The organism is Mycobacteroides immunogenum (genome assembly GCF_001605725.1).
Taxonomy (GTDB): domain Bacteria; phylum Actinomycetota; class Actinomycetes; order Mycobacteriales; family Mycobacteriaceae; genus Mycobacterium; species Mycobacterium immunogenum.
Genome location: NZ_CP011530.1, coordinates 1,349,135 through 1,366,422 on the forward strand (window position 1 = coordinate 1,349,135; position 17,288 = coordinate 1,366,422).

Consider the following 17,288-nt stretch of genomic DNA (forward strand, 5'->3'; position numbering starts at 1 on the left):
CGTCGTCGATGATGGAGTGATCAGGGGAGAGGATGAGTGGCGCCGTCGTCGCCGGTGAAGTCGACCGCGGAGTATTCGCGGAGTTTGGTGAGGCGGTGGTAGGCCTCGATCATCCGGACGGTGCCGGACTTGGAGCGCATCACGATCGACTGCGTGGTGCACCCGCCGCCGAAGTACCGGACACCCTGCAGCAGATCACCATCGGTGACGCCGGTCGCGCAGAAGAACACGTTCTCGCCGGAAACCAGGTCTTCGGTGGTGAGGATCTGATCGAGGTCGTAGCCGGCGTCGATGGCCTTCTGGCGTTCCTCGTCATCACGCGGGGCAAGCTTGCCGTGGATGGCACCACCCATGCAGCGCATGGCGGCCGCGGCGATGATGCCCTCGGGGGTGCCGCCGATACCCAGCAGCATGTCGGTGCCCGAGTTGGGGCGGGCCGTGGAGATGGCACCGGCCACGTCGCCGTCGGAGATGAGGCGGATGCGGGCGCCGGTTTCGCGGACCTTCTGGATCAGTTCGCCGTGACGGGGCCGGTCCAAGATGCAGACTGTGATGTCGGAGACAGAACAGTTGCGCACCTTGGCGACGCGCTTGATGTTCTCCGAGACGGGAGCGCTGATGTCGATGACATCGGCGGCGTCGGGGCCGACGGCGATCTTCTCCATGTAGAACACGGCGGACGGATCGAACATGGCGCCACGCTCGGAAACAGCGAGCACAGAGATGGCATTGGGCATGCCCTTGCTCATCAGCGTGGTGCCGTCCACCGGGTCCACCGCGAAATCGCAATCCGGGCCGTCGCCGTTGCCCACTTCCTCGCCGTTGTAGAGCATCGGGGCGTTGTCCTTCTCGCCCTCGCCGATGACCACCACGCCGCGCATGGACACGGAATTGACCAGCTCACGCATGGCATCGACGGCGGCACCGTCGCCCTTTTCCTTCTCGCCGCGGCCGACCCAGCGGCCCGCGGCCATGGCACCCGCTTCGGTCACTCTGACCAGCTCTAACGCCAGGTTGCGGTCAGGGGCTTCTCTGCGCGACGGGGTCATGGGATGTGATTCTTTCATGCGGGCCTGCGAGTATGGGAGGCGTGGCAGGCAGCGCAGATGCAAGCGGAGATCCAGAACCCGACGATCGCATTGCCGTGCCCGCACCCAGGCCGGCCAAGCCGCGCCTGTTTCAGGACGGCCGCGACATGTTCTGGTCGATGGCGCCGCTCGTGCTGGTGTGCATCGTGCTGGCTGGGGTGCTGGGCATGTGCTCGTTCACGCCCAGCGGGCCGACCGCCGGTGCGCCGCCCTCCTATGACGCGCACGCCGCGTTGCAGGCCGATGCCCGGCAGTTCTCGTTCCCGATCCGCGAACCGTCGCTGCCCGAGGGGTGGCGTGCCAACTCCGGTGGCCGCGACAGCGTTGACGGAGTACCGCTCTCGAGGGTCGGGTACCTGAGCCCGTCGGGTGCGTACATGGCGGTCCTGCAAAGCGGTGCGCCCGAGGAGAGACTCGTGCCGAAGGTGAACACCTCGCTGGTGCCGCGCGGGCCGGAGGATGTCGACGGCGTGCGCTGGGTGGCGTACGAGGGCGATGAAGGTGTCGAGCCACTGTGGGTTACCCGGCTGGGCAACACGGTGACGGTAGGTGTCACCGGGGCCGGGGATGCCGAGGCCTTCCGGACCGTCGCGCGTGCGGTGCAGACCGCTACGCCGCTGCCGCGCTAGGTTCTGCCACGTCGAAATCGACGAAATGCAGGGCTCTTCTCGGCATTTTGCTGCAAAACGTCGATCTCGATGCCGCCTTACGTGTTGGCGCCCCGTGCCGCCACCGCCCAGTGATATGGGCCGCCCGCTGTGTCGATCACCAGTGAGTCGACCAGATTGACGGCGTTGCACAGGTGATTCGGGGCGATGCGTAGACGGGTGCCGGGAGATGGTGCGGCGCCAGGGAACTCGACGGTCGCATGATGTTCGGACAGCGCGACGATGCGGGCGTCCGGCGCGTCGATCACGCGCCCAAAACCGGTGGCCCATCCGGGGCGGTCCGCGCCCAGGATCTTGCTGCCCGCGTCCACGATCGCGGTCCGGCCGCGAGCGTGTACGACGGTGGTGATGGCGGACAATGCGATGTCATCGAGCGTGCAGACATCCAACTCGAACTGCTGCGCGTCGTTGAAGGGGTAGACGCCGGGCCGCACCTCGGTGAGCACGGTGGAGTCTGCGGCGCCGACGGTGGGGGTGGAGCCGCCGCTGCGTACCGACGGTTCGATCCCTTGTGCGTGCAGGCTTTTGGCAGCCGCGTCGAGTGCACGCGATTCCTGCGCGGCGACCTCGGCGCGTTGTCCGGGCGTGTAGCCGTGGCCAGGGAAGGTGAAGACACCCACAACGTTCAGCCCGGCCGCTCGCGCTGCTGCCGCAACCGCGCCGGCCTCTTCTGGGGTGACCCCGGTGCGGTGATGTCCGGAATCGATCTCGACGACAACGGTAAAGGGTAGATCGCCAAGGTGCTCGGCCAGCTGCTGGGCACCGACGGCGGAATCCACCGCCAACCGCAACGCCGTGCGGGTGGCGACCTGGCGTAGCCGCCGTGCTTTCGGCGCGGTGACCCACAGCGGGTAGGCGATGAAGAGGTCGGTGAATCCCGCTTCGGCGAAGACCTCAGCCTCGCCGATCGTGGCGACGGTCAGGCCGATCGCACCACTGTCGATCTGGCGCTGAGCGATCTCGACGCACTTGTGGCTCTTGGCATGTGGCCGCAGCTGGATGCCGGTGCCGCGCAGGCGCCCGGCCAGTCGTTCGATATTGCGGTCCATCACCGCCAGATCGACGGCCAGGAAAGGAGTGTCGAGCCCGTCCAGTGACACTAGTCGGAATCCAGCGCGTCTTCGATGCGCTTGCGTGCCCCAGCGAGGTGTTCCTCGCAGCGCTTGGCCAGCGCCTCGCCGCGTTCCCAAAGCGCCAGTGAGGTATCCAGATCCAGGCCGCCCTGTTCGAGCTGCTGCACAACTTCGATCAACTCGCCGCGCGCTTCTTCGTATCCCAGTTCGCCCACGGGCTTCCCGGATTCCGTCATGAATCCTCTCCTGTCACGGTTGCGGTCACGGCGCCGTCCGAAACTCTTATTCGTAGCGTTGCCCCGGCGGGTGCGTCGGCCACTGTGCGCAGCACCTCCACGGTGCCATCGTCGCGCACTCGTTGCGTCACCGAGTATCCGCGAGCCAGGGTGGCTGCCGGGCCCAACGTGGTCAGCCGGGCAGCCAGATGCTCGATCCGTTGCGACTCCATGTCCACGAGCCGCCGCACATCGCGGCGTAAAGCGCTTCGGGCGCCGTCGATTTCGTCCTGCCGTACGGTCACCATCCGCAGCGGATCGGCCAGTACCGGCCGGCTGCGCACCTGATCCAGCCCGCGCTCTTCGCGCTGCACCCAGTTGCGCAGTGCGTGCGCCGAACGCCGCCGCAGATCCAGGATCAACGCCTGCTCGGCCGCGGCGTCGGGCACCAGCTTCTTGGCCGCGTCGGTGGGCGTCGCCGCACGCAGGTCCGCCACCAGATCGGAGAGCGGGTTGTCCGGTTCGTGGCCAACGGCGCTTACCACCGGGGTGCGGCAGGCCGAAATCTCGCGGCACAAGGTCTCATCGGAAAACGGCAGCAGGTCCTCCACGCTGCCGCCGCCGCGGGCCAGCACGATCACGTCCACGGCGGGGTCGGCATCGAGCTCTCTGAGCGCGGCGACGATTTCCGCCACCGCGTGCGGGCCTTGCACCGGAGTGTTGCGCACCTCAAATTGCACTGCGGGCCAACGCGCGGCGGCCACCGAGGTCACATCGTGTTCGGCGGCACTGGCCCGGCCGGTGATAAGACCGATGCGCGACGGCAGGAACGGGACGGGGCGTTTCAGCCGCGCGTCGAACAGTCCCTCGGCGGCCAGCAGCTGGCGTAGCCGTTCGATGCGGGCCAGCAGTTCACCGATGCCGACGGCGCGAATCTCGCTGAGCCGCAACGAGAAAGATCCACGGCCCGTGTAGAAGGTGGGTTTGCCGCACACCACCACCTGAGTGCCCTCGGTGAGCTTCACGGGGGCGTTGCGCACCATATCCGGCGGGCACGTCACGGTCAGCGACATGTCGGCGGCAGGGTCACGCAGCACCATGAATACCGTTCTGCTGCCGGGGCGGATGTCGATCTGTGTCAGCTGACCTTCGACCCACACCTGCCCCAGCCGATCGATCCACTTGGCGACACGGGTAGCGACAGCCCGGACCGGCCAGGGGTTCTCGGGGCTGGTTCCGGGATCAGCCACGGGCAGCGGCGCGGGTGATCCTGTTCGCAAGCAAGGTCTGGTACGGCGCCCGGGCCTTGTGGGCGTCTTCGTAGGCCAGCAGCGCCTCGAGCTCGGTCACGGACAGCGACTGCAGCCGCGCCCGCAGCTGGGCCAGTGTCAGGTCGTGGTAGCCGAGCTCGGTGACCACGTCGGGAGCGTTCGAATCGGGGGAAGCAGCGGCGGGCGCGGGGGCTTTCTTGGCGGCGGCCTTCTTCGCCGGAGCCTTGCGCGGCGCGGCCGGTTCGGGCTGGGCGGCCGGTGCTGTCTCGGTTTCGGGCGCGGCCGGCTCCGACGAGTACAGGGCAAACCGTCCTTGCGTCATCCGCTCGGCGGCGTCCTCGTAGACGGCGGTGGCCTGTGTCTCATCGGGCTCGGCGGCGTCGAGCTCGTCGAGGTCCTCGTCGAACGTCGCCCACTCCGGTTGCTCTTCGGTGGGGGGAAAGATGTTTTCCCAGGTCTCGTCGCCCTTGATGGCCAGTTCGGTGACCGTCTGCTGGAACCGCATGAAGTTCTGCACGGCCTGGCTGGCCGCCGTCATCGGATAGGTCAGCACCGCCTGCGGCAGCTTGCGGGTCTCTTCGAGAACGGTCGCGGCGACCCCAAGAATCAACCGGACACCGAACGGGGGACGAATCATAGGTTCAAGCTTGCCTTACGTCGGTCGTGCAGCGAAAGACTGGGCCGTAAGCTGGTGACTATGGCTGCAGTCGATATGGGCACTCCGGGGATGGTGAGCGCCGTCGTCGGCCCGGCGACGAGCAAGCGCGTGCTGCTGGCTGAGCCGCGCGGCTACTGCGCGGGCGTCGATCGTGCCGTCGAGACGGTGGAGCGCGCCCTGGAGAAACATGGTGCTCCCGTCTACGTGCGTCACGAGATTGTGCACAACCGCTATGTGGTGGACACGCTGGCCAAGGCGGGCGCGATCTTCGTCGACGAGACCGATCAGGTGCCCGAGGGCGCGATCGTGGTGTTCTCCGCTCATGGAGTGGCGCCGACCGTGCACGTGGATGCCGCGGCGCGCAATCTGAAGACCATCGACGCCACCTGCCCGCTGGTCACCAAGGTGCACCAGGAAGCCAAGCGGTTCGCGCGCGACGACTTCGACATTCTGCTCATCGGTCACGAGGGCCATGAGGAAGTGATCGGTACCGCCGGCGAGGCCCCCGACCACGTGCAGTTGGTCGACGGCCCCAACGCGGTGGACAACGTCACGGTGCGTGATGAGAACAAGGTCATCTGGCTGTCTCAGACGACGCTGAGCGTCGACGAGACCATGGAGACTGTGCAGCGCCTGCGCGAGCGTTTCCCGACGCTGCAGGACCCGCCCAGCGACGACATCTGCTACGCCACCCAGAACCGTCAGGTCGCGGTCAAGGCGATGGCCCCCGAATGCGAGCTGGTGATTGTCGTCGGTTCGCGCAACTCGTCGAACTCGGTGCGGTTGGTGGAAGTGGCGCTGGGTGCGGGTTCGAATGCGTCGTACCTGGTCGACTACGCCGAGGACATCGATCCGGCCTGGCTTGAGGGCGTGACCACGGTCGGTGTCACCTCGGGGGCTTCCGTGCCGGAGGTGCTGGTGCGCGGCGTGCTGGAGCGGCTCGCGGAGCACGGCTACGGCGAAGTGCAGCCGGTCACGACAGCCAACGAAACTCTGGTGTTCTCGCTGCCGCGTGAACTGCGGGCAGCACGCCACTAATTCGCGCTAGCGGTCGTAGTCCCAGGCGTCGTAGCGGTCCGTGCGGCGCCGCGGCGGGACCGGGGGACGCTCGTCCCGATATCTGACGGCCGGCCGGTGCGGTTCGCGCGGGGCCTCGGTGGCACGCGGCTCCCGGTAGCGCGGCCGCTCCTCATAGCCGTACTCGTCATATTCGTATTCGTCGCGGAGTCGGCGCGCGGGACGGCGTTCCGTGCGCATCGGACGCTCGTCCTCCCATGGGGTGCCCAGCGACGACGTGCGTCGCGCGACGGGCTCGGAATCATGGATGGGGCGACGCCGTGCGGGGGACTCGTGCCGTCCGTGTCGGGTGCGTGCGGCGGCTTCGTCGGCCCGGGGGCGTCGGCTGCGGGTGGCCGTTGCGCCGGCCTTGCTGGTGGAGTCGGTTTCGGTGTCGGCCAGCGTCTGTACCCGGGTCCGTGCGGATGCCCTCGGTTTGGCCGCCTTGGTGGCCTTCGGTTTGGCGGGTTTGGCTGCTTTCTCCCGAACCGGCTTGCTGCTGAAGATTCCCCAGTACCAGCGCACCACTCCGATGATCAGCACACCCAGCGCGGTGCTGATCATCAGTGGGAATCGTTCGATCAGGGGGTATCCGATGGTGATGGCCGTCGACTTTCCGCCGGCAAGGGGCGCCTGCGACATGATCAGGTAGGCCGTCGGAATGCTCGCGAAGAGGATCAGCGGCGGTTGTACGACGGCGGTGAAGATCGATGCGTAGCGGACCGCGAGGACTGCCACGACGCATCCCGCCGCATAGCAGCCAGCGAATGCGCCGGTCAGCTTCTCACCATTGGTCATCGCGTCAAGTGCGAAACCGAGCAGGGTTCCGGCAACTGCTATCAGGATGGCACCCCACCACGGCACGCCCGGGATATCGGGATGTGCCGACCGGTGATCGGCTTCCACCGATGAGCGGGCGCGTTGACCTGTCACATGTTGAAAGGTACCGGTGCCGAGCCGGATGTTCGGTAACGGTGCCCGTCAGCGCGGTTGTGTCAGCAGCAGCGAGCCGACGGATTGGCGTCTGCGTCGGCGTACCGCGCGCGCCAAAATTCCGCTTCGGTGGGCACCGGAGCGGCCGGGTGGCGGCGCCGCAGATGTTCCACGTAGCGCCGGTAGTCGTGGTCGCCCATGACCGAGGTGAACCACCACACCAGCCCTTTGATCGCCTTCATGTCCGGGCCTCGGCGAGTTGGTGCGCTGACCATTGTTTTTCGACGTCCTTCTCCACATCGGTGGGCAGGAAGCCGCTGGGCGCGAAGATTCTTGAGGGCTCTGCCGAATCCTCACTGGTGGGTAGACCTCCGGACCGGATCGCGCGCACGCACGTCCAGGCTCCGGCCGCGACGACGATGAGCACCAGTGAGGCGAAGACAGCCGACAGTGTCCCTTGGACAAACGTGTTGCGAATCACGGCGTCCATGGCCTCGGGGGTCTTGGCGGTCTTGAAACTCGTCAGGCCCGCGTCCCGGGCGGCCGCGTAGATCTGGTGTTGCTTCCAGTAGCCGACGGCCGGGTCCGCGGAGAAGAGTTTCTGCCAGGAGGCCGTCATGGTGACGATCAGGTCCCAGCCCAGCGGGAGGGCCGGGATCCATGCCCATGTGTAGAGGCCCTGTTTGACGACGATCGTCGTCACCACGGTCAGGGCCAGGGCGGCCAGCAGCTGGTTGGCGATGCCGAACAACGGGAACAGGGTGTTGATGCCGCCGAGGGGATCGGTGACACCCATGAGCAGGATCGAGCCCCAGCCGCCGACGACGATCGCCGAGCAGACCCAGGCGCCGATCCGCCAGGAGGCGTCCTTGAAGCGGCGCAGCGGACCACCGAGGTTGCCCAGGGAGTCGGACAGCATGAAACGCGCGACCCGGGTGCCGGCGTCGACCGTGGTGAGGATGAACAGCGCCTCGAACATGATCGCGAAGTGGTACCAGAAGGCCTTGAAGCCACTGCCGCCGAACACATCGGACATGACGTGCGAGATGCCGATGGCGAGAGTGGGGGCACCGCCGGTGCGCGAAACGATGGAACTTTCACCGATGTCGCGGGCGGTTTGGGTCAGCTGGTCGCCGGTGATGTTCGGACCGGTCAGGGGCAGGCTGTTGACGTAGGCGGCCGCGGTTTCGGCGGTGCCACCGGTGGCCGCGGTGGGCGCGTTGATGGCGAAGTACAAGTGCTGGTTGAGGATTGCCGCGGTGACCAGGGCCATCACGGCCACGAACGACTCGGTGAGCATGCCGCCGTAGCCGATGAAGCGGGCCTGGCTTTCCTTTTCCAGCAGTTTGGGCGTGGTGCCCGAGGAGATCAGCGAATGGAAACCGGAGAGCGCTCCGCAGGCGATGGTGATGAACAGGAACGGGAACAGCGATCCGGCGAAGGCCGGTCCCGCGCTGTTGAACGCGAATTCGCTGACCGCGGGAAGCTGTGCGACCGGTCGCGCGATCAGGATCCCCACTGCCAGCATCGCGATGGTGCCGACCTTCATGAAGGTCGACAGGTAGTCGCGGGGAGCGAGCAGTAGCCACACCGGCAGCACCGAGGCGGCGAACCCGTAGAACATCATCAGCCAGGCGATGGTGGTCTTGTCCAGGCTGAACAATGTTTCGCCCCAGCCCGATTCGGAAACCCAGCGGCCGGAGATGATGGCGGTGAGCAGGAGCGCCACTCCGATGACGGTGACCTCGCTGACCTTGCCCGGCCGCAGGTAACGCAGGTACACGCCCATGAAGAGCGCGATCGGGATGGTCATCGCGATGGAGAACACGCCCCATGAACTTTCGCCGAGGGCGTTGACGACGACTAGCCCGAGCACCGCGATGAGGATGATCATGATGACGAAGATCGCGACCATCGCCGCGACGCCGCCGACGGTGCCCATCTCGTCGCGGGCCATCTGGCCGAGGCTGCGGCCGCCGCGGCGGGTGGAGACCACCAGCACCAGGTAGTCCTGCACGGCCCCGGCCAGCACCACACCCACGACGATCCAGATGATTCCGGGCAGATAGCCCATCTGCGCGGCCAGTACCGGTCCCACCAGGGGACCGGCCCCGGCGATGGCGGCAAAGTGGTGTCCGAAGAGCACCCGCCGGTCGGTGGGGATGAAGTCCTTGCCATTGTCCAGCGCCTCGGCGGGAGTGGCGCGGTCATCGCGCGGCCGAACCAGCTTGCGTTCAATCAGCTTGGCGTAGAAGCGGTAGGCGATCAGGTAGGTGCAGATGGCCGCGACGACGAACCAGACCGCGTTGACGTGTTCGCCGCGCAGTAGCGCGATCATCGTCCAGGCGAAAGCGCCGAGCAGCGCCACCAGCAGCAGCACCACCCGAGCGGTGGGGGACGGTGCCCGGTTGTCGATCACGCCGACGGGTGGAAGGTCAGGATCGGTCCGCAGCAGCTCGACGTGGGGCGGGGGAGTTAGGACTTGCGGCGCGTCTGAGGCCATGCGAGCCACCTTATGTGGCCGTCGCCAGGCCCTGTTCAGAGTTGTGGGCGTGTTCAAGATCAGGGAAAGATCGGGGCCATCCCTGATGCGTCTGGTGATCTTGATTCATAGCGTCGAGACGTGAATAAATCAGGCTCTATTGCCATGAATGTGGGTCGGGTGGGGTGTGCTATGTCTCGCGTGGCGGAGTGGTCTGGGCGCACGGGTAGCTCATAGGTTCGAAAGCTCCTACACCTCGTACCAAGGAGCTTGCCCGTGCGCGCGACCACTTTACTCAACCGTGTCCTCGACCTGCCGAAGACCACGGTCCGCGACGTCGAGTGCGGCGACAAGGTGACGGTGTGGGTGCGCCCGCAACAGCGGGTGATGTCCTGTCCGCATTGCGATTTCCGTACCCGGCACCGCTACGACACACGGATGGTGGATTCGGCGTGGCGGCACCTGGACCTCAGTGGGCGGGTATGTGTGCTCAAACTGCGGCGACGTCGGTTGCGCTGCCCCGAGCACGGTGTCCTGGCCGAGTCAGTGCCGTTCGCGCGGCCGGGATCGGGGTTCACCCGCGACTTCGAGGACCTTGCGGTCTGGCTGGCCGCCAAGTGTGACAAGAAGACGGTGTCGACGTTCTGCCGCGTCACGTGGCGCACCGTCGGGGCGATGTGTTCGCGCGTCGTGGCCGAGAAACTGGACCCCGACCGGCTGGCCGGGCTGGTCGACATCGGCGTCGATGAGATCTCCTGGCGCAAGCACCACAAGTATTTGACTTTGGTGTCCGACCACGACACCGGCACAATCGTGTGGGGTGCGCCGGGCAAGAAGGCAGCCACTCTCGACGCGTTCTTCACCGCGGCCCTACCCGCCGATGGCGCGAAGAAGATCGAGGCCGTGTCGATGGACCTCGGGCCGGCATTCGCGAAATCCGTTCGCGCACATGCCCCGCAGGCGGTGATCTGCTTCGATCCGTTCCATGTCGTCAAACTAGCCACCGACGCCCTCGACGACGTTCGCCGTCAGGTATGGCAGTCCGCGCGCAAACTGTCGGACAAGCAGATCGCCAAAACCTACAAGGGAGCCCGCTGGGCGCTGCTGAAGAACCCCGAATCCCTCACCGACACACAGAAAGCCACCCTCGCCCAGCTCAAACGCGAGGGCGGCGCACTGGTCCGCGCCTACGAACTGAAGGAATCGCTGCGGGCGGTGTTCGCCGGGGATCTTGACGCCGACACCGTCACCGACATGCTCGGGAAATGGTGCTCATGGGCGCAGCGGTGCCGGATCCCGCAGTTCGTCAAGGTCGGCCGAACCATCAACAAACACCTCGATGGCATCCAAGCCGCGGTGGAGCGCGGACTGGCCAACGGCCGCCACGAAGGGCTCAACAACAAGGTCCGGTTGATCATCCGCAGGGCCTACGGCTTCCACAACGCCGAGAACGCGCTCGCCATGATCATGCTCGTCTGCGGACCGGTGACCCTCGAACTCCCATACCACACATGAGGTCATCCACATTCATGGCAATAGAGCCATAAATCAGCGTGTTTTGCAACAGCTTTGGACGCCGCCGTGGTGGTTTTCCCGGTTGCGGCAGTGGCGCTGGCGGCCGTCGCGCATGCGGGGCCGCAGGGTTACGGCGACCCCGAGGTCTTGATCACTTCCCTTGAAGAGGAAGGCAATTACGTGATCCTCAACCGGGTGGGCAACCTACCCGTGGAAGATTGCATGGTGACCCAGGTTCGCCAAGGACCCTCGGTGTATCGATTTGAGCGGCCCGTCGGTTCCGATTCCAACACCGCGCCGACGAAGATCCTGGACCACGGAACGTACTACGTGGACTTGAAATGCTGAGCCGTGGCTCGGGGAAAGATCAGGGATTTCCCCGATGCCGCAGGGTGTTTCAGCGTATTACGGTGAACTCATGACTACTTCTGCACTGCGTCGGCCCAGCACCGGAAAGATGATCGGCGGGGTGTGTGCGGCGTTCGCGCAGCGCTTCGGGTGGGACGTGACGATCGTCCGGGTCCTTGCGGTCGCGTCGATTCTGCTGCCCGGCCCACAGGTATTGGCCTACCTGGCGTTGTGGGTGCTCATTCCGAGGGAGCAGTGACGCCGGGAGTCGTACGTTAATTCTTCGTAACCAGCGGGTGTATGACACTCGGCATGGGGGCGAATCATGGGTTAGTCTGCGGACATGCGTCGATACGATTACCCCCTAGGGGTTACCGTGCTGACGCTTGTCGTGGGAGTGCTCTGCCTTGTGGGTGTTAATCCCGGAAGTGTTGTGGGCCAGCCAGGGCCGATCTCTGTGGTGCACGGTGTCGGCCCGGAAAATGCCGCTGCGGCACCGTCGGACGCGCCGCAGGTCGACGCCTTTGCGCAGGTGGTGCAGATCACCAAGATGTGCCGGGGGGTGCTCGCGGGGGCGATGCTGTTGGTGCTGGCGTTTGTGCTGCGCTACGTGCTGCTTACCGCGACGCGGGGATCGCCTGTGCTGCAACGGGTTTTTGGCCGTTCTGGTCGGGCGGTGTTGCTCGGGGGCTGTGTACATAGGTGCTGATGTGGTCGGTGCGTCCCGACCCATGTCAGTCATGCCGCGATAACGCGGTTCTACACAGGAGCATCCATGTTTTCTCGTTGTGCGATTTCCGCTCTCGTTGTTGCGGGGGCACTGCTGGCGGCGCCGCCGGCGCTTGCCGGACCGGAGGACGGCGAGAGTGCCGCCGATGTCATCGCGGACTTAGAGGCCCGCGGGAACATCGTGGTCGTCAACCGCGTGGGCAGTGGTCCCATGGCCGACTGCACCGCGACGGCTGTGCGCCCGGGCAGGTTCCTCAACCCGGGAACGGTGGTCAATACGCCCGGAGTGGCGTGGGGCGGCATTCTGCTGCAGCACCGCGTCGTCAACGTCGATATCACGTGCTGAGGACGTCCAGCAGCACGATCGCGTGATTGTGCTCCGGGTCCTTGGCGGCGTAAAGCAGCGTGACGGTGCCGTGCTCGCGTTCGAGGTCATGGGCGGTGTCCACCGCGGGGTTGGCGGACAGTTCGGCGCGATACTCCTCGGCGTAGACGCCCCAGTCTTCAGCGGGCGCGTGATGCCAGCGGACCCGCAGATCGGGGCTTGGTGCGATGTCCTTGAACCAGAGGTCGACCTGCGCGGCGGCCTTGCTGACGCCGCGCGGCCAGAGCCTGTCGACCAGGACGCGGTAGCCGTCTGAGGGGTCGGGAGTCTCGTAGATCCGCTTGGTGGAAAAGGTCACCTCGCCATTCTTATCCGCCGCGGTCCGTAGACTCTCCATCTCGTGAGCCTGAACTTGGGAATCGTTGGTCTGCCGAACGTCGGAAAGTCGACGCTGTTCAACGCGTTGACCCGCAATAACGTGTTGGCGGCCAACTACCCGTTTGCGACCATCGAGCCGAACGAGGGCGTGGTGCCGTTGCCGGACCCGCGCCTGGACAAGCTGGCCGAGGTGTTCGGCTCGGCGCGGACACTGCCCGCGACGGTGACGTTCGTGGATATCGCCGGAATCGTCAAGGGTGCCTCCGAGGGGGCTGGGCTGGGGAACAAGTTCCTGGCCAACATCCGCGAATGCGATGCCATCTGTCAGGTGGTGCGGGTGTTCGCTGATGACGACGTGGTGCACGTCGATGGGCGGGTAGACCCGGCGGCCGATATCGAGGTGATCGAGACCGAGCTGATTCTCGCCGACATGCAGACGCTGGAGAAGGCGGTGCCGCGGCTGGAGAAGGAAGCCAAGACCAAGAAGGAACGCCAGCCGCTTCTTGATGCCGCCAAGGCCGCGCAAGAGGTGCTCGATGGCGGCAAGACGCTGTTCTCGACGGGTAAGGACTGGTCGTCGGTGCGCGAGCTGAACCTGATGACCACCAAACCGTTCCTGTATGTGTTCAACGCCGACGAGTCGGTGCTGGGGGACGAGGCCCGGGTGGCGCAGCTGCGTGCGTTGGTGGCCCCCGCCGATGCGGTGTTCCTGGACGCGAAGATCGAGTCGGAGTTGCAGGAGCTGGACGAAGAGTCGGCTGCCGAGCTGCTGGAGTCGATCGGGCAGACCGAGCGCGGCCTGGATGCCTTGGCGCATGCCGGTTTTCACACCCTCAAGCTGCAGACCTATCTGACCGCCGGGCCAAAAGAGGCGCGCGCGTGGACGATTCATCAGGGCGATACCGCGCCCAAGGCGGCCGGCGTCATTCACACCGACTTCGAGAAGGGCTTCATCAAGGCCGAGGTGGTGTCCTACGAGGACCTCATCGAGGCTGGCTCGATGGCCGCGGCCAAGGCCGCCGGGAAGGTCCGGATGGAAGGTAAGGAATACGTCATGGTCGACGGGGACGTGGTGGAGTTCCGCTTCAATGTGTAGGTCCAATGGCTAGCTTGGAGCCGGAAGAAACCGCCGATCTTGCAGGTAGCAGCGTGGCCGCCGCCGGAGCAGTAGGGACACTGAGCGCGGAGATCGAGGTGTACCTGCTTGGCTGGGACGCGGTGTCGTTCAACGGAGGCGCCAAGAGTGCATTCGCTCGTGTCTATATGGCCGTGCATTCATTATGGTCGGCGCAAAGGTCCGCGCAAATGTGCTCGGAACGCGAGGCTGCACTAGTAGCAGAGGCTACGCCGAGACTAGACCCGGGACACAGGGCTGACGCGATCAACGCAGTTGTGTCGGCAGTGATGTTTCTTGAGGGGTTCGTCAACGAGCTTTTCTCGGATGTTGCCGAAAAGCCACATGGGACACCGCGTACTCGTGGCCTGTCGGACACGGCGCGTGAGCAGATGCGCGAGTTGTGGAAAGGCGGCGCCGTTCCGAGTGATCGAATTTCCGTCATTCACAAGTACCAGCTCGCCTTACTATGCGGAGGCAAGCGGACTTTCGCTCCAGGGTGCGCCCCACTTCAGGACATAGCTATGTTGATTCAGTTGCGAAATTACCTAATTCATTACAACTCCGAGAGTCCGAACACAGTTGATCTTCAAAAAGTTTTCATTGGAGTGATGCAGCGGGCTGGCGAGAATCAGCAACCCGTTGGTCCGCCCCTCTTTCCGAACAAGGTTCTCGGTGCTGGATGCGCGAACTGGGCTTGTGATGCGGCAGCACGGTTCGTGGACGAATGGCAGGAGCGCCTCGGGCTCGATCATGACTATCGCAATGAGTTGGGGGCCTACCCGGTTGAGTTCGGGTTCAACGTGTAGAAATCGGACCTGACCGAGGTATTGAGATTCGGGCCTGGGCCGAACTACGTGTGCGGGAGTAACATCGACCGCCCGAACGAGCGGCAGGCAGGGCGCTTCGGGCCGAACGGCGGTGACGTATTCGTGCTCAGGCGAGACGCGACTCGAACGACCGATGTTTCGCTACGGCTGTCCACTGTTAGCGAGTCGGCGTTCGAGGCTCTGCGCGAGCGCATTGATACTGGTCGAGCGCGTCGGGTGAAGTGCAATGCCTGGATTCTGCGCGACCTCCATCGCGACCATTGTCTTTACCGAGGTCTTGGTGCAGTCGTTCCAAGCCTTGCCCTGAGAGGTGAACGTGCTTCCAACGCGATTCGACCATGTGGCCCGGCTGTGTTTGAACTCCTTGACGTTCAGATCCACTCCGAAGCTTCGAAGTATGGCAGGCGTGTAGCACGCCGGATCGAGAACATCCTCAAACTCAGAGTTCCTCATTCCGGGCACGGTGGCGAAGTTCTCCTCGGCTACCGATAACAGCCCGAGGCTGCGAGCTTTCTGAGCCGCTTGGCGACCTGCATCGTCGTTGTCTAGCAGGACATGTACCTGGGAAAGCACATTCGTGAGTGCATCCAGCCTTGCAGACAAGTTCGAGGCGCCTCCGAGCGATTCAACGGCGAGAGCACCTCCCGTCAGCGCGTTCGCGAGATCTACGGACATATGTGCTAGCAACGAGACAAGGGCCTTCGAATCACATCCGCCTTCGACGACCAGTACGAGATCCGCGTTACTCATGTTGTCCCCGACCCGGACACCCAGTGCATTTCGGATTTCTTCAAGGGAACTGGCCGGCGTTGCTCGGTTTGCTCGGACCAGTATGTTGTTGCTGAGGTTCCGCCGGTCGACGAGAGCACCGCTATGGGTTGTCAGAACAACCTGCTGACTGACGGCAATTTCCGAGAGTACGTCACGCAATTGATGAATCGCCCGGGGGTGGAGGTGCGCCTCTGGTTCCTCGATCGCAAGAACCAACGCACCTCGCCTGACTTCCGCAGCCTTCCGGATCAGTGCAAGCGCGGCGAGGCTCTGAACACCATCGCCTTTGTGTTGCAACTCGGTAGACACCCCGTCGTCGACGGTGATCTGAACCTGCGACGACAGCGCTGAGATGATGCGATCAGTCCCGAGTGCGACCTCAACGCCCTTAACGTCAGGCAGGAATGCCTTCAACGTGGCGGCGAGGTCTGCGGACAGTCGTTCCGCGACGGGCTTCACCGCGTCCACCAGCGTCGCAAGCGCGGTGGAGAACCCATCGTCACCCTGCAGGCCAGAGAGTTCGAGTCCGACCATGTCTTCGACGACCCGTTTGGCCCGAGCCGCCGTCCGAACGGATTCCACGTGCTCGACACGAAGCGACCGGCCGACGAACTCGGCGACAAGGCCAGTTTTCCTCGTCAAGGCCGCCGCACCTGGGCCTTGCTTTCGAACCGCGAACTCGACGGTCCGCGCGCCAATCGTCAACCGGATCGGCAACTCGGTCTTCAGCTTCGAGCCGACGCGGGCGTAGAACTGCGTTTGTTCCTCGGGATCTAAATCAAACCAGAGGTCGATGATCGAGTTGCCGTCGGGCGTTTTCTCCTGGAGATCCTTAGGGAAGTCATCGGACCAGTCGTAGAGACTGCGAGGCAGCGGGCGGGTCGCAGCTCGAGCCGCCCGGGCGTTGCCAGAAGGGAAGCCGTAGGTTCGTATTATCCGCATGCTGACAGCCAAGGCGCGGAGGACGTTCGACTTGCCCTCGTTGTTGGGGCCGATGAGAACAGTCAAGTCCCCAAGGTCCAGGCGCGGCGAACGTTTGATCGAACGGTACTTCTGAATGGCAATGCCCGAAATCTTCATACGGCCCCCTTGCGTTGTCGCCGGGCACTCTAGCCGATTAGCCCTGTTCGTTTGCCGACTTGCCGCAATCGACGAGGTGAGGAAGTCCGAGGGCAACCTGACTGGGGGTATTCGAGAACCGCGTCGGCTCGGTAGACCCGATGTTCGGCCTCGAAGGCGTTTGTATTGGAGGCTGCCCAATGGTTTTCGAGCAGATCTCGCAGGTCCTTGTCGGTCATGGTGGCCTTCCTTTCGACCAGATGGTTGCAGTCTCGAGGACTTGTCGGGGTGCGTACCTAGCATCTGGCTCATCGCACAGTCTGCCGATCATCGGCGGCACACTCAGGAGGTCTCCTTATGAGATTTGTTTCGACACGAATCATCACAGCCGACGTCCGTCGATTGGTCACGTTCTACGAGATGGTGACCGAGACGGCGGCTGTCTGGGGGAACGAACTCTTCGCCGAGATCCCGACTTCGGTCGGCACGCTGGCCATCGGCAGCGATAAGACTGTGCCGCTGTTCGGGCAGGGATCTGCCGAGCCTGCGGCCAACCGCTCAGCCATTCTGGAGTTCATCGTGGGCGATGTGGATGCCGAGTATGAGCGGCTTCGCGCGCAGCTCTCCGAGGTGGTGACCGAGCCAACGACAATGCCGTGGGGTAACCGTGCGTTGTTGTTCCGGGACCCCGACGGGAATCTCGTCAACCTGTTCACGCCGGTTACGGATGGAGCGCGCGCTAAGTTCGGCGTATGACCTGTCGCCACGCGCCACG

20 protein-coding genes are annotated in these 17,288 nt (G+C 64.7%); 10 read left to right on the forward strand and 10 right to left on the reverse strand.

Translation table 11 applies throughout. The features are described 5' to 3' along the window. Positions 1 to 20 precede the first annotated feature (20 nt). Positions 21 to 1,049 (reverse strand): class II fructose-bisphosphatase, encoded by a 1,029-nt coding sequence (gene glpX / locus ABG82_RS06725; RefSeq protein WP_043079464.1) that lies wholly within the window; start codon positions 1,047 to 1,049, stop codon positions 21 to 23. A 95-nt stretch (positions 1,050 to 1,144) separates the two neighbouring features. On the opposite strand from glpX, the gene ABG82_RS06730 reads away from it, so the two are divergent. After that, positions 1,145 to 1,717, forward strand: coding sequence for a DUF4245 domain-containing protein (locus ABG82_RS06730; protein ID WP_043079463.1), 573 nt, complete (start codon positions 1,145 to 1,147; stop codon positions 1,715 to 1,717). A gap of 77 nt (positions 1,718 to 1,794) precedes the next feature. Here ABG82_RS06730 and ABG82_RS06735 read toward each other — a convergent pair whose 3' ends face one another. The 4 genes from ABG82_RS06735 to ABG82_RS06750 are packed head-to-tail and all read right to left on the reverse strand — an operon-like array spanning position 1,795 to position 4,952. Beyond that, entirely contained in the window at positions 1,795 to 2,856 is a 1,062-nt protein-coding gene (locus ABG82_RS06735; RefSeq protein ID WP_043079402.1) for an alanine racemase, read from the reverse strand. Then, positions 2,856 to 3,065 (reverse strand): exodeoxyribonuclease VII small subunit, encoded by a 210-nt coding sequence (locus ABG82_RS06740; RefSeq protein ID WP_043079401.1) that lies wholly within the window; start codon positions 3,063 to 3,065, stop codon positions 2,856 to 2,858. Before ABG82_RS06740 ends, ABG82_RS06735 begins: the two co-directional genes overlap by 1 nt. Continuing rightward, the gene (gene xseA / locus ABG82_RS06745) at positions 3,062 to 4,294 is read right to left on the reverse strand and encodes an exodeoxyribonuclease VII large subunit (protein ID WP_043079400.1); all 1,233 of its coding nucleotides are present in this window, start codon (positions 4,292 to 4,294) and stop codon (positions 3,062 to 3,064) included. Before xseA ends, ABG82_RS06740 begins: the two co-directional genes overlap by 4 nt. After that, complete coding sequence (locus ABG82_RS06750) at positions 4,287 to 4,952, reverse strand: lipid droplet-associated protein (protein ID WP_043079399.1); 666 nt, start codon at positions 4,950 to 4,952, stop codon at positions 4,287 to 4,289. The genes xseA and ABG82_RS06750 overlap by 8 nt, the downstream gene beginning before the upstream one ends. Positions 4,953 to 5,012: 60 nt before the next feature. On the opposite strand from ABG82_RS06750, the gene ABG82_RS06755 reads away from it, so the two are divergent. Beyond that, positions 5,013 to 6,011 (forward strand): 4-hydroxy-3-methylbut-2-enyl diphosphate reductase, encoded by a 999-nt coding sequence (locus ABG82_RS06755; RefSeq protein ID WP_043079398.1) that lies wholly within the window; start codon positions 5,013 to 5,015, stop codon positions 6,009 to 6,011. Positions 6,012 to 6,017: 6 nt separating this feature from the next. Here ABG82_RS06755 and ABG82_RS06760 read toward each other — a convergent pair whose 3' ends face one another. From ABG82_RS06760 to ABG82_RS06770, 3 genes are all read right to left on the reverse strand, one after another. Further along, complete coding sequence (locus ABG82_RS06760; protein ID WP_179948710.1) at positions 6,018 to 6,962, reverse strand: DUF6542 domain-containing protein; 945 nt, start codon at positions 6,960 to 6,962, stop codon at positions 6,018 to 6,020. A gap of 62 nt (positions 6,963 to 7,024) precedes the next feature. Beyond that, positions 7,025 to 7,204, reverse strand: coding sequence for a YbdD/YjiX family protein (locus ABG82_RS06765; protein ID WP_043079396.1), 180 nt, complete (start codon positions 7,202 to 7,204; stop codon positions 7,025 to 7,027). After that, positions 7,201 to 9,465, reverse strand: coding sequence for a carbon starvation CstA family protein (locus ABG82_RS06770; protein ID WP_043079395.1), 2,265 nt, complete (start codon positions 9,463 to 9,465; stop codon positions 7,201 to 7,203). Before ABG82_RS06770 ends, ABG82_RS06765 begins: the two co-directional genes overlap by 4 nt. 255 nt (positions 9,466 to 9,720) lie before the next feature. Between ABG82_RS06770 and ABG82_RS06775 the strand changes: the two genes are divergently transcribed. The 5 genes from ABG82_RS06775 (at position 9,721) to ABG82_RS06795 (ending at position 12,382) form a co-directional block, all read left to right on the forward strand. Next, on the forward strand, positions 9,721 to 10,959 hold the full coding sequence (locus tag ABG82_RS06775; protein ID WP_043080596.1) for an ISL3 family transposase: 1,239 nt from the start codon (positions 9,721 to 9,723) through the stop codon (positions 10,957 to 10,959). Positions 10,960 to 11,025: 66 nt separating this feature from the next. Beyond that, positions 11,026 to 11,307 carry a hypothetical protein gene (locus ABG82_RS06780; RefSeq protein ID WP_234707999.1) on the forward strand — a complete coding sequence of 94 codons (282 nt, stop codon included), beginning with the start codon at positions 11,026 to 11,028 and terminating at the stop codon, positions 11,305 to 11,307. Between the two features lie 34 nt (positions 11,308 to 11,341). Continuing rightward, the gene (locus ABG82_RS06785; RefSeq protein ID WP_043077302.1) at positions 11,342 to 11,566 is read left to right on the forward strand and encodes a PspC domain-containing protein; all 225 of its coding nucleotides are present in this window, start codon (positions 11,342 to 11,344) and stop codon (positions 11,564 to 11,566) included. A gap of 117 nt (positions 11,567 to 11,683) precedes the next feature. After that, positions 11,684 to 12,016, forward strand: coding sequence for a hypothetical protein (locus ABG82_RS06790; protein WP_043077301.1), 333 nt, complete (start codon positions 11,684 to 11,686; stop codon positions 12,014 to 12,016). Positions 12,017 to 12,082: 66 nt separating this feature from the next. After that, positions 12,083 to 12,382, forward strand: a complete 300-nt coding sequence (locus tag ABG82_RS06795) for a hypothetical protein (protein ID WP_043077300.1) — start codon at positions 12,083 to 12,085, stop codon at positions 12,380 to 12,382. On the opposite strand, the gene ABG82_RS06800 is transcribed toward ABG82_RS06795, so the two are convergent. After that, positions 12,372 to 12,758 (reverse strand): DUF488 domain-containing protein, encoded by a 387-nt coding sequence (locus ABG82_RS06800; protein ID WP_043077299.1) that lies wholly within the window; start codon positions 12,756 to 12,758, stop codon positions 12,372 to 12,374. The two genes, ABG82_RS06795 and ABG82_RS06800, sit on opposite strands and share 11 nt — an antisense overlap. A 3-nt stretch (positions 12,759 to 12,761) precedes the next feature. Here ABG82_RS06800 and ychF point away from each other — a divergent pair, with 3 nt between their 5' ends. Together ychF and ABG82_RS06810 are read left to right on the forward strand one after the other, a co-directional pair. Further along, complete coding sequence (ychF, locus tag ABG82_RS06805) at positions 12,762 to 13,835, forward strand: redox-regulated ATPase YchF (protein ID WP_043077298.1); 1,074 nt, start codon at positions 12,762 to 12,764, stop codon at positions 13,833 to 13,835. 5 nt (positions 13,836 to 13,840) lie between these two features. Then, complete coding sequence (locus tag ABG82_RS06810) at positions 13,841 to 14,662, forward strand: hypothetical protein (protein ID WP_043077297.1); 822 nt, start codon at positions 13,841 to 13,843, stop codon at positions 14,660 to 14,662. Positions 14,663 to 14,824: 162 nt separating this feature from the next. On the opposite strand, the gene ABG82_RS06815 is transcribed toward ABG82_RS06810, so the two are convergent. Further along, positions 14,825 to 16,534 carry an ATP-dependent nuclease gene (locus tag ABG82_RS06815; RefSeq protein ID WP_043077296.1) on the reverse strand — a complete coding sequence of 570 codons (1,710 nt, stop codon included), beginning with the start codon at positions 16,532 to 16,534 and terminating at the stop codon, positions 14,825 to 14,827. A 336-nt stretch (positions 16,535 to 16,870) separates the two neighbouring features. On the opposite strand from ABG82_RS06815, the gene ABG82_RS06820 reads away from it, so the two are divergent. Further along, positions 16,871 to 17,269, forward strand: a complete 399-nt coding sequence (locus ABG82_RS06820; protein ID WP_043077295.1) for a VOC family protein — start codon at positions 16,871 to 16,873, stop codon at positions 17,267 to 17,269. Positions 17,270 to 17,288 lie beyond the last annotated feature (19 nt).